Origin of the sequence: Pseudomonas sp. SWRI68, from assembly GCF_014269165.1 — a bacterium.
Taxonomy (GTDB): Bacteria; Pseudomonadota; Gammaproteobacteria; order Pseudomonadales; family Pseudomonadaceae; genus Aquipseudomonas; species Aquipseudomonas capeferrum.
In genome coordinates this window covers 1-11879 of the sequence record NZ_JABWRU010000029.1, presented here as the reverse complement: position 1 = coordinate 11879, position 11879 = coordinate 1, and the positions used below count along the sequence as shown (strand labels likewise).

The window sequence follows — 11879 nt, the reverse complement described above, 5'->3', positions numbered from 1 at the left end:
CCGTCATGTTGCATATTTTCTGTCCCCACTGCGGCGAGCTGCGCTCCGAAGAAGAGTTCCACGCCTCCGGCCAGGCGCACATCGCCCGCCCGCTGGACCCTGCCGCCTGCTCCGACGAAGAGTGGGGCACCTACATGTTCTTCCGCGACAACCCGCGCGGTATTCACCATGAACTGTGGGACCACGTTGCCGGCTGCCGTCAGTACTTCAACGTCACCCGCGACACCGTGACCTACGAGATTCTGGAAACCTACAAGATTGGCGAGAAGCCGCAGGTGACCGCCAACGGCAAGCAGAACAGCGCACCGTCGACCGTCAAAGGCCAAGGGGAAAAAGTATGAGCCAGACCTATCGCCTCGCCAGCGGCGGCCGTATCGACCGCAGCAAGGTCCTGAACTTCACCTTCAACGGCAAGACCTACCAGGGTTATGCCGGTGACAGCCTGGCCGCCGCGCTGCTGGCCAACGGCGTCGATATCGTCGGTCGCAGCTTCAAGTACTCGCGCCCGCGCGGCATCATCGCCGCCGGTACCGAAGAGCCGAACGCCATCCTGCAGATCGGCTCCAGCGAAGCCACCCAGATCCCTAACGTGCGTGCCACCCAGCAGGCGCTGTACGCCGGCCTGGTCGCCACCAGCACCAACGGCTGGCCGAACGTCAACAATGACGTCATGGGCATCCTCGGCAAGGTCGGCGGCAGCATGATGCCGCCGGGCTTCTACTACAAAACCTTCATGTACCCGAAATCGTTCTGGATGACTTACGAGAAGTACATCCGCAAGGCGGCAGGCCTTGGCCGTGCACCGCTGCAGAACGACCCGGACAGCTACGACTACATGAACCAGCACTGCGACGTGCTGATCGTCGGTGCCGGCCCTGCTGGCCTGGCTGCCGCCCTGGCCGCTGCCCGCAGCGGTGCGCGGGTGATCCTCGCCGACGAGCAGGAAGAGTTCGGTGGCAGCCTGCTCGACAGCCGCGAGACCCTCGACGGCAAGCCTGCCGCCGAGTGGGTGAGCAGCATCGTCAAAGAGCTGGAAAGCCTGCCGGAAGTGACCCTGCTGCCACGCGCCACGGTCAACGGCTACCACGACCACAACTTCCTGACCATCCACGAGCGCCTCACCGACCACCTCGGTGACCGCGCCCCGATCGGCCAGGTGCGTCACCGCGTGCACCGTGTGCGTGCCGGCCGTGTGGTACTGGCCGCTGGCGCACACGAGCGCCCGCTGGTGTACGGCAACAACGACGTGCCGGGCAACATGCTGGCCGGTGCTGTCTCCACCTACGTGCGCCGCTACGGCGTGGCCCCGGGCCGCAAGCTGGTGCTGTCGACCAACAACGACCACGCCTACCGCGCCGCGCTGGACTGGCACGACGCTGGCCTGCAAGTGGTCGCCATCGCCGACGCCCGCCACAACCCGCGCGGTTCGCTGGTCGAGGAAGCACGTGCCAAGGGCATCCGCATCCTCACCTCCAGCGCCGTGGTCGAGGCCAAGGGCAGCAAGCACGTGACCGGCGCCCGCGTGGCCGCCATCGACGTGCAGGCACATAAAGTCACCAGCCCTGGCGAAACCCTTGAGTGCGACCTGATCGCTACCTCCGGCGGCTACAGCCCGATCGTCCACCTGGCTTCGCACCTGGGCGGTCGCCCGGTATGGCGTGAAGACATCCTCGGCTTCGTGCCGGGTGATGCACCGCAGAAACGCGTGTGCGTCGGCGGTATCCACGGCATCTATGCCCTCGGTGATGTGATTGCCGACGGCTTCGAAGGCGGCGTGCGCGCAGCCACCGAAGCCGGCTTCAAGGCCACTGCCGGCACCCTGCCGAAAACAGTGGCACGCAAGGAAGAGGCCACCGTGGCGCTGTTCCAGGTGCCGCACGACAAGGGCACCAAGGGGCCGAAGCAGTTCGTCGACCAGCAGAACGACGTGACCGCCGCCGGTATCGAACTGGCCACCCGTGAAGGCTTCGAGTCGGTCGAGCACGTCAAGCGCTACACCGCGCTGGGCTTCGGTACCGACCAGGGCAAGCTGGGCAACATCAACGGCCTGGCCATCGCCGCCCGTTCGATCGGCATCACCATTCCGGAAATGGGCACCACCATGTTCCGCCCGAACTACACGCCGGTGACCTTCGGTGCGGTAGCGGGCCGGCACTGTGGCCACCTGTTCGAGCCTGTGCGCTTCACCGCCCTGCATGGCTGGCACGTGAAGAACGGCGCCGAGTTCGAAGACGTCGGCCAGTGGAAGCGCCCGTGGTACTTCCCCAAAGCCGGTGAAGACATCCACGCCGCCGTGGCCCGCGAGTGCAAGGCTGTGCGCGACAGCGTGGGCCTGCTCGACGCCTCGACCCTGGGCAAGATCGACATCCAGGGCCCGGATGCACGCGAGTTCCTCAACCGCATCTACAGCAACGCCTGGACCAAGCTCGACGTGGGCAAGGCCCGTTACGGCCTGATGTGCAAGGAAGACGGTATGGTCTTCGACGACGGCGTCACCGCCTGCGTTGGCGACAACCACTTCTACATGACCACCACCACCGGCGGCGCCGCCCGTGTGCTGCAGTGGCTGGAGCTGTACCACCAGACCGAATGGCCAGAGATGAAGGTGTACTTCACCTCGGTCACCGACCACTGGGCGACCATGACCCTGTCCGGCCCCAACAGCCGCAAGCTGCTGAGCGCGCTGACCGACGACATCGACCTGGACAAGGACGCCTTCCCGTTCATGACCTGGAAGGAAGGCACTGTTGGCGGCGTACCGGCCCGGGTGTTCCGTATCTCGTTCACCGGTGAGCTGTCGTACGAAGTCAACGTGCAGGCCAACTACGCCATGGGCGTACTGGAAAAGATCATCGAGGCAGGCAAGCAATACAACCTGACCCCGTATGGCACCGAGACCATGCACGTACTGCGTGCCGAGAAGGGCTTCATCATCGTTGGCCAGGACACGGACGGCTCGATGAACCCGGACGACCTCAACATGAGCTGGTGCGTGGGCCGCAACAAGCCGTTCTCGTGGATCGGCCTGCGTGGCATGAACCGCGAGGACTGCCTGCGCGACAACCGCAAGCAACTGGTCGGCCTCAAGCCTGTGGACCCGACCCAGTGGCTGCCGGAAGGTGCTCAGCTGGTGTTCGACCCCAAGCAACCGATCCCGATGGACATGGTCGGCCACGTTACCTCCAGCTACGCAGCCAACTCCCTGGGCTATTCGTTCGCCATGGGTGTGGTCAAGGGCGGCCTCAAGCGCATGGGCGAGCGTGTGTTCTCGCCGCAGGCCGACGGCAGCGTGATCGAGGCGGAGATCGTGTCTTCGGTGTTCTTCGATCCGAAGGGTGAGCGGCAGAACGTCTAAGGCCCACCGGTAGGCCTGAATTGGAATGCAAACCTTGTGGGAGCGGGCTTGCCCCGCGAATGCGCTGGTGGCCTCACCGCCCCCTTCGCGGGACAAGCCCGCTCCCACTGGGCCCCCATTAGCATTCGGGCATTGCATCTGACCTCTGGTCTTACGGACAACAGAATTCAAGGCAGGTAAGAAATGAGCGCTATCAACGTCTTCCAGCAAAACCCCGGCGCCGAAGCCAAGGCCCAGTCGCCGCTGCACCACGCCGACCTGGCCAGCCTGGTTGGCAAGGGCCGCAAGAACGCAGGTGTGACCCTGCGTGAAAAGAAATTCCTCGGCCACCTGACCCTGCGCGGCAATGGCCATGACCCGGCCTTTGCCGCAGGCGTGCACAAGGCCTTGGGCCTGGAGCTGCCGGTGGCCCTGACCGTGGTCGCCAACAACGAGATGTCGCTGCAGTGGATGGGCCCCGACGAGTGGCTGCTGATCGTCCCGGGCGGCCAGGAGTTCGCCGTCGAGCAAAAACTGCGCGCGGCCCTCGAAGGCCTGCACATCCAGGTGGTCAACGTCAGCGGTGGGCAGAGCCTGCTGGAACTGCGCGGCCCGAATGTGCGCGAAGTGCTGATGAAGTCCACCAGCTATGATGTGCACCCGAACAACTTCCCGGTGGGCAAGGCTGTCGGCACCGTATTCGCCAAGTCGCAACTGGTGATCCGCCGCACCGCCGAAGACACCTGGGAACTGGTGATTCGCCGCAGCTTCGCCGATTACTGGTGGCTGTGGCTGCAGGACGCTTCGGCCGAATACGGCCTGAGCATCGAAGCCTAAGGAGAAAGACATGAGTCGGGCACCGGATACCTGGATTCTCACCGCCGACTGCCCGAGCATGCTCGGTACCGTCGACGTGGTGACGCGTTACCTCTTCGAGCAGCGCTGCTACGTGACGGAGCACCACTCCTTCGATGACCGGCAGTCGGGGCGCTTCTTCATTCGCGTCGAATTCCGCCAGCCGGACGATTTTGACGAGGTCGGTTTCCGTGCCGGCCTCGCCGAGCGCAGTGAAGCGTTCGGCATGGCCTTCGAGCTGACCGCGCCCAACCACCGCCCCAAGGTGGTGATCATGGTGTCCAAGGCCGACCACTGCCTGAACGACCTGCTGTATCGCCAGCGCATTGGCCAACTGAGCATGGACGTGGTCGCGGTGGTGTCCAACCACCCCGACCTGGAGCCACTGGCGCACTGGCACAAGATCCCCTATTACCACTTTGCACTCGACCCCAACGACAAGGCTGGGCAAGAGCGCAAGGTGTTGCAGGTGATCGAGGAGTCTGGCGCTGAGCTGGTCATCCTTGCCCGCTACATGCAGGTGCTGTCGCCCGAGCTGTGCCGACGCCTGGATGGCTGGGCGATCAATATTCACCACTCACTGTTGCCAGGGTTCAAGGGCGCCAAGCCTTACCACCAGGCGTACAACAAAGGCGTGAAGATGGTCGGCGCCACGGCGCACTACATCAACAACGACCTCGACGAAGGGCCGATCATTGCCCAGGGCGTCGAAGTGGTGGACCACAGCCATTACCCCGAGGACCTGATTGCCAAGGGACGGGATATCGAATGCCTGACGCTGGCGCGGGCGGTGGGGTATCACATTGAACGGCGGGTGTTCCTTAACGCCAATCGGACAGTGGTGCTCTGACTATTTTGGGGCTGCTTTGCAGCCCTTTCGCGACGCAAGGCCGCTCCTACAGGGGTACGCGATCTCCTGTAGGAGCGGCCTTGCGTCGCGAAAGGGCCGCGAAGCGGCCCCCTGCATTTGGTCTGCCGTAAAAAGGCATCCCCCTGTCGCTTCCAGTCAGTGCCTTGCGCCTCATCAGGCCCACAATTCCCTGCATTCCAGTAACACATGCCGCCCATGGATGGCGGCGCTTCAACCAACGCTGCATAAATAAAAACCAAGCGAGGTAAGAGCATGTCTGGCAATCGTGGAGTGGTATATCTCGGCGCCGGCAAGGTCGAAGTACGCAATATCGACTACCCGAAAATGCAGGACCCGCGTGGCAAGAAGATCGAGCACGGGGTGATCCTCAAGGTGGTCTCCACCAACATCTGCGGCTCCGACCAGCACATGGTCCGCGGCCGCACCACTGCCCAGGTCGGCCTGGTGCTGGGCCACGAAATCACCGGTGAAATCGTCGAGTTGGGCCGTGACGTCGAACGCCTGAAAAAGGGCGACCTGGTGTCGGTACCGTTCAACGTCGCCTGCGGCCGCTGCCGCTCGTGCAAAGAGATGCACACCGGCGTCTGCCTCACCGTCAACCCGGCCCGCGCCGGTGGCGCCTACGGCTATGTCGACATGGGCGACTGGACCGGCGGCCAGGCTGAATACGTGCTGGTGCCGTACGCTGACTTCAACCTGCTGAAACTGCCGGATCGCGACAAGGCCATGGAAAAGATCCGTGACCTGACCTGCCTGTCCGACATTCTGCCGACTGGCTACCACGGTGCTGTGACGGCCGGCGTTGGCCCAGGCAGCACCGTTTATGTTGCCGGTGCCGGCCCGGTCGGCCTGGCTGCTGCTGCCTCGGCCCGCCTGCTGGGCGCTGCCTGCGTCATCGTCGGCGACCTCAACCCATTGCGCCTGGCACACGCCAAGTCGCAGGGCTTCGAAGTGGTCGACCTGTCCAAGGACACCCCGCTGCACGAGCAGATCGTCGATATCCTCGGTGAGCCGGAAGTGGACTGCGCCGTTGACGCCGTCGGCTTCGAGGCACGCGGCCATGGCCACGAAGGTGCCAAGCACGAAGCCCCGGCTACTGTGCTGAACTCGCTGATGCAAGTGACCCGCGTTGCCGGCAACATCGGTATCCCAGGGCTGTACGTGACCGAAGACCCGGGCGCGGTAGATGCCGCTGCCAAGATCGGCGCGCTGAGCATCCGCTTTGGCCTGGGCTGGGCGAAATCGCACAGCTTCCACACCGGCCAGACCCCCACCATGAAGTACAACCGACAGCTGATGCAGGCGATCATGTGGGATCGCATCAATATTGCTGAAGTGGTTGGCGTGCAGGTGATCAGCCTGGATCAGGCGCCGGAAGGGTATGGCGAGTTTGATGCTGGGGTGCCGAAGAAGTTTGTGATTGATCCGCACAAGACGTTTAGTGCGGCGTGAAGGATATAAACGAAGCCCCGTGCCTGGGGCTTCGTTTACCGGCAGGCCAGTTAGAGCTGCGGCCGAATAGGTTTATAGTCTTTTCGGATCTGCACTGAATGGTCGTTCAGATCGTGTAGCTGATCATGGCGTCTTTTTCCAGCCTTGAGCATAAAGGAATTTTGACGCTCCAAAATATTGATTTGAATGTTGAGCTTGCGTTGGTCGATTTTTTCAAACAGCTTGGGCGCGGCTTGAAGGCTTTTGATTTCACTCAGGTTGCTAGCGAATTTTCCATAGTCATCCCCGACAAGAAACAGGTGCGTGCCATTCCGTTGTTTGATTGAATGAAGATGAGTGCGAGTCAATGTGTAGGTGGCAGTTTTAGGTGGTAAACTTAAATTCGCTGTGTTGCCACTTTGGTTGAAAATTTCTTGATTGTTGAGCCATTGTTTTTTTGGCGTTGTGCTGAAAATTTCAATTTTTCTTCTGGATACTGAAGTAATTCCTTGAATTGTGACGTGGCCGGTAGGGTCGGTATAGTTCAAGGGGTCTCCATGGCAGTAGGCGAAAGGGTTCATGCCGCCTTCGTCGAAAGGGCTGAGATTGTCAGGTGCAAGAAAGCGCATGAGCTCGGGGCTGTAGAGCCGATAGCCGTTACCCAGTAGATAGCCTAGGGTTTGGGGCTCGATACGCTCACCATTGAAACCGAGCGAGTGACGACGGGGGAGCAGGGCGGGGGCGTGTCCATAAGCTGAATAGCTATGCGCGGCTTCGTCACTTTCGCTTTGCACCTGTAGAACAGAGCCTTTGTCATCGGTTGCCAGTAGCGCGTTACCTGACATTTCACCCGTCTGCTGCTCGGCCAGTGGCATCTCCGCGCTGCGGAAGATGGCGCGATGATGTTTACCCTGCTTCACGGTAACGAGCCTACTGTCTTGGTAGAAGAAGAACGATTTATTCACTGACTTAATCATGGCGTTGGCCTCCTAGAACCCAAGATCAGCGAGTTGCCAATTGTTTTTAGATCTTGGCTTTTCGTAGCTCTTCGGCGCGATAGTATAGGTCTGGGTCTGTTTTGCCTTCGCGATGGTTGAAAAGGTTCATCGGGCTACCGTTGCGTGCTGATTGGATTTTCATTTGATTTATGTGTTGATCGTTGTTTTTTTTGTATTCGAGATATCTGACTCTAATGGCCATTTGGTCGGTAGATTCTGTGGGTGCTTGGCCATACTTCTTTAGATTTTTGAGCTTTTTCTTGACGTATTTTGCATCGGTGCTTATTTGGTTTTGTAGTTTATTGATTGCTGTCAGGTTTTCTATGGTCGTTGGTTCCTCGGTCAGTTGAATAACCGCTGACCTGTCAAGCATGAGCTTCTCGCGGCGGTCGGATACTTGTTGTTTTCGTTTATCAATTCGACTGCTTCTTGTGCTTATCCAAGTGGATGGCTTAAATAACGAGAAGTGACCTGTTGGGTCTGATTGGTTGACGGGATCTCCCAGGCAATAGCAGTAGCTATTCAAGCCGCCCTCTTGAAAAGGACTTAGATTGTCTGGCGAATAAAATCGCATCAGGGCTGGGCTGTAAGATCGGTAACCGTTGCCGAGCAGATAGTGTCCCTCGTCTGTCCGGTACTGGCCGTTAAATCTTAATAAGGAGAATAAGGAGAGCATTCTGGTTTTGGCAGCATCATGCCCATAAGCCGCATAGGCCAGTGCTGCAGTTTCTACTTCGCTACTCATACCTAGTACTGAGCCGCTTTTGTCTGTAAACACTCGGGTCGCGCTTGCTTTCAAGTCGGTGTGAAGCTCCGCAAGTGGCACGTCGTCGTAAGCAAAGATGGCACGCTTCTGCGCTCCCTGACTGACGGTGATGAGCTTTCCGTTCTGGTAGAAGAACTGTGTAGCGTTCGCCTGGTTTTTCATGAAGCGCTCCTGTTATCAGTCACCGCTGATGGGCCTATAACAGGATATTGGTCAGGAATGGAGTGGTCGGCTACTGGCAAAAATGATAGGTATGCGGAAATTGCCTACGTGGCTATGGGCCATTTCCTGCTTACTCTACGAATCAGCAGGAAATACCCTACGCAGTCTGTCGAATCGCGTCTGATTGCCCCTGTGAACCCCGGTCCGTAGGCTCGTTGGGTCGCTGAACGGTTCAGCGATGGGGGTGTGGAAACCCTGGTAGTCATCGATCGACATGCCGTTATGGCGGCTGTGCGCGGGAGGCCGTTTGGCCTACCGGGTTGCTCGATGACCGGTTTTCCACCCCGCGTTCAGCTGCCTCCATTCGTGTGGAAACGAGGTTGGTGGCTTTCCCATCACCATCGAGTTGAATCATGAAAAAAATCGTCCCCGATCCACCCCGCCTCAAACTGTTCAACACCCTCTATTCCTCCATCCACCCCGACCTGCTCCCGCTCGACGCCTTGTCTGTCGCCAGCGAGATGCTGCTGGGCATCTCGGAAACCGTCGACGAGTACCGCCGCATCCATACCGGTGAGCCGGGCCTGCACATGCTGGCCAATGCAATCCATTCCGCCGATACCGCCCACGCGTTGATCGAGCACGCGCTGGCGCGTATGTGAAGGAGGGCGTAGTGCGATGAGCGACGATAGACAAGCAAACGTTACGGTTGGCGCCAAGACCTTCTGCGAGGCTGGCGAACAGCCCAGCCATCTGTTCCGGGTGATGCCTGGTGTGCCGTTCGAGCATGCCTATGAGCAGGTTTCGGTACTGCTGGGGTACATCAAGCACCTGGTGCACGAAGGGGATATGGAGGATGACCACAAGCTGCTCGGTGCTGCGGATTACCTGAGTGCGTTTGCCAAGGCGATCATGGATGACATCGAGCTTGCTCGGAACAGAAGGCACTGACTGGGCCAGTCTGTTAGCGGGGGCCGCTGTGCGGCCCTTCGCGGGGCAAGCCCGCTCCCACAGGATCCCGATCTGCGGCCTGGAACAAACCTTCAATCTTTCAGTCGAATGCCTCGTTTCCCAGGCCATTCCGGCCTACGAGGTCCCTCCCGATGAAAGCTCTCACCCTGGCAACCCTGATGACCCTGGCCGCAAGCCCGGTGTTCGCCTTCAACCTCAGCGATGCCGCCAATGCCGTGTCGGCCATGCAGAACCAGAACCAACAGGGCCAGGTGCAGGCGCCCGAGGCGCAGGCCAATTTGCTCAACACTTTGGGCAGCGAACTGAACATCACGCCGGAGCAGGCCGTGGGCGGGGCAGGGGCGATGCTGGGGTTGGCGCGCAACAACCTGAGTTCTGACGATTACGGCCAACTGACCAAAGCCGTGCCCGGGCTGGACCTGCTGTCGGGTGCCAATGCGCTGGGCGGGTTGAGCGGGCTGGGTGAACTGCTGGGCAAGAACAGCGAAAGCCAGTCGGCGTTGAGCAATGCGCTGGGCAATAACGTGGAAAACCGCAGCGACCTGGACAGTGCGTTCAAGGCGCTGGGGATGGATACCGGGATGATCGGGCAGTTTGCGCCGTTGATTCTGCAGTATCTGGGGCAGCAGGGGATTGCCGGGTCGTTGCTGCAGAACCTGGGTAGCCTTTGGACTACCCCGGCGCCCTTGACCCAGCCATCGGTCTGAAGGACAGGCGCGGCCTGTAGGAGCGGCCTTGCGTCGCGAAAGGGCTGCGTAGCGGCCCCATCGATATTAGCGGCGACGCTGAAATCCGGGGGCCGCTGCGCAGCCCTTTCGCGACGCAAGGCCGCTCCTACAAGAGCACGTTCAGCTTAGGTCAGGTGGCTTCGGTGAAATCCACCAAGCGCACCGGGCGGCGGAAGCCAGCCGTCAGCACCGCCAGATACGCCAGCCCCAACGCAAACCAGCACAGCCCAATCACCAACGTCAGCGCCGACAGGCTGGTCCACAGCCACAATGTCAGGCTCAACCCCACCAGCGGCACCGCGCCATAGCACAGCAAGCCTTTAAGGTTACGCTGCGCGCTGTCGTTCATCAGGTGCGTCTTCACCACTGCCAGGTTAACCGCCGAAAACGCCACCAGCGCGCCAAAGCTGATCAACGAGGCGAGGGTGGCCAGGTCGATCACCAGCGCCAGCAACGAGAACGCCGACACCAGCAGGATGGCGAACACTGGCGTGCCGAAGCGTGGCGACAGATACCCGAATGTGCGCTGTGGCAGCACTTTGTCACGCCCCATGGTGAACAGGATGCGCGACACCGCCGCCTGCGAGGCCAGCGCCGAACCCAGGCTGCCGGCAACGAACGCAGCCGTGAAGAAGTTGGCCAGGAACTGCCCGCCCGCTTTGAACATCACCTCGTTGGCCGCCGCATCGGCATTGACGAAGGTGCTGCCCGGGAACACCAGTTGGCTGACGTAGGCCAGTACGGTGAACAGCACGCCGGCACACAGCGTGGTCAGGATGATTGCCCGTGGCACGTCGCGGCGGGCGTCGCGGCATTCTTCGGCCAGGGTCGAGACAGCATCGAAACCGAGGAACGACAGGCACAGTACTGCAGCACCGGCCATCAGCGGGCCAAAACCAGGCTGGGTGCCGTCACCCATCAGCGGTGACAGCAAGTCCACCGGCTGGCCGGCCAGGGTCTGGCAAGACAGCGCCACGAACACCCCGATGAACACGATCTGCGCGCCGACGATGAGGTTGCTGGCCTTGGCCACCGAGTGGATACCGATCACGTTGAGTACGGTCACCAGTGCGATCGAGGCAAGGATGAGGGACCAGGCTGGGATGGCGGGGAAGGCGATGTTGAGGAACAGGCCGATGAGCAGGTAGTTGATCATCGGGATGAACAGGTAATCGAGAAGCAGCGACCAGCCGGCGAGAAAGCCCACGTTTGAGCCAAACGCCATGTTGCTGTAGGAGTACGCCGAACCCGCGACCGGGAAGCGCTTGACCATGAAGCTGTAAGACGTGGCGGTGAACGACATGGCCAGCAACGTGACCAGGTAGGCGCCAGCGGTGCGGCCACCGGTGAGCTCGGTGACGATGCCGTAGGTGGTGAAGATGGTCAGCGGGACCATGTAGACAAGGCCGAAAAACACCAGGGCGGGCAGGCCGAGGACACGGCGGAGCTGGGCGGGGGCGGAGCTAGGTTGGTTGGCCATTGATCGATCCAGGCATTTTTTGTAATTGTGCTTTGATCGATTTTTATCCACTTATGGGGATGATGACAAAGAAGTAATCCTTATGCTGATTATTAGTCAGGCTTTTAATCGAGTTTATCTGGGGGGGGCGTCTTCGCGGGGCAAGCCCGCTCCCACAGGCCCACCACTATCTGGACTGCCCCCAAAAAGTTGGACAGTTCTATGCTGCCGCCTGGGTCCTGTACTCGACAGGGCTCAGGCCATTGAGCCTCAGCTTGATGCGGTCATGGTTGTAGTAGTGGA

The 11879-nt window shown here is 60.5% G+C and carries 12 protein-coding genes; 8 read left to right on the top strand and 4 right to left on the bottom strand.

Annotated features, from left to right (window positions below; translation table 11 throughout):
* Positions 1–5 precede the first annotated feature (5 nt).
* The 5 genes from HU770_RS25085 (at position 6) to fdhA (ending at position 6512) form a co-directional block, all read left to right on the top strand.
* Positions 6–341: a sarcosine oxidase subunit delta gene (locus tag HU770_RS25085; RefSeq protein WP_027594307.1), complete on the top strand. Its 336-nt coding sequence runs from the start codon at positions 6–8 to the stop codon at positions 339–341.
* The gene (locus HU770_RS25080) at positions 338–3355 is read left to right on the top strand and encodes a sarcosine oxidase subunit alpha (RefSeq protein WP_033703143.1); all 3018 of its coding nucleotides are present in this window, start codon (positions 338–340) and stop codon (positions 3353–3355) included. The genes HU770_RS25085 and HU770_RS25080 overlap by 4 nt, the downstream gene beginning before the upstream one ends.
* Before the next feature lie 183 nt (positions 3356–3538).
* Entirely contained in the window at positions 3539–4171 is a 633-nt protein-coding gene (soxG, locus tag HU770_RS25075; RefSeq protein ID WP_186658521.1) for a sarcosine oxidase subunit gamma family protein, read from the top strand.
* Positions 4172–4181: 10 nt separating this feature from the next.
* Entirely contained in the window at positions 4182–5039 is an 858-nt protein-coding gene (gene purU, locus HU770_RS25070) for a formyltetrahydrofolate deformylase (RefSeq protein ID WP_186658525.1), read from the top strand.
* A gap of 273 nt (positions 5040–5312) precedes the next feature.
* Entirely contained in the window at positions 5313–6512 is a 1200-nt protein-coding gene (fdhA, locus tag HU770_RS25065; RefSeq protein ID WP_033703138.1) for a formaldehyde dehydrogenase, glutathione-independent, read from the top strand.
* Between the two features lie 50 nt (positions 6513–6562).
* On the opposite strand, the gene HU770_RS25060 is transcribed toward fdhA, so the two are convergent.
* Entirely contained in the window at positions 6563–7468 is a 906-nt protein-coding gene (locus tag HU770_RS25060) for an RHS repeat-associated core domain-containing protein (RefSeq protein WP_186658528.1), read from the bottom strand.
* Positions 7469–7514: 46 nt separating this feature from the next.
* Positions 7515–8417, bottom strand: coding sequence for an RHS repeat-associated core domain-containing protein (locus tag HU770_RS25055; protein WP_186666134.1), 903 nt, complete (start codon positions 8415–8417; stop codon positions 7515–7517).
* 413 nt (positions 8418–8830) lie between these two features.
* On the opposite strand from HU770_RS25055, the gene HU770_RS25050 reads away from it, so the two are divergent.
* From HU770_RS25050 to HU770_RS25040, 3 genes are all read left to right on the top strand, one after another.
* Positions 8831–9079 (top strand): hypothetical protein, encoded by a 249-nt coding sequence (locus HU770_RS25050; protein WP_156311249.1) that lies wholly within the window; start codon positions 8831–8833, stop codon positions 9077–9079.
* Positions 9080–9095: 16 nt separating this feature from the next.
* On the top strand, positions 9096–9368 hold the full coding sequence (locus tag HU770_RS25045; RefSeq protein ID WP_186666132.1) for a DUF3077 domain-containing protein: 273 nt from the start codon (positions 9096–9098) through the stop codon (positions 9366–9368).
* 152 nt (positions 9369–9520) lie between these two features.
* On the top strand, positions 9521–10096 hold the full coding sequence (locus HU770_RS25040) for a DUF2780 domain-containing protein (RefSeq protein WP_186658539.1): 576 nt from the start codon (positions 9521–9523) through the stop codon (positions 10094–10096).
* Positions 10097–10247: 151 nt separating this feature from the next.
* On the opposite strand, the gene HU770_RS25035 is transcribed toward HU770_RS25040, so the two are convergent.
* Positions 10248–11597 carry an APC family permease gene (locus tag HU770_RS25035; protein ID WP_186666131.1) on the bottom strand — a complete coding sequence of 450 codons (1350 nt, stop codon included), beginning with the start codon at positions 11595–11597 and terminating at the stop codon, positions 10248–10250.
* Positions 11598–11796: 199 nt separating this feature from the next.
* The coding region (locus tag HU770_RS25030) for an IS3 family transposase (protein ID WP_186653653.1) at positions 11797–11879 on the bottom strand (83 nt) is incomplete at its 5' end.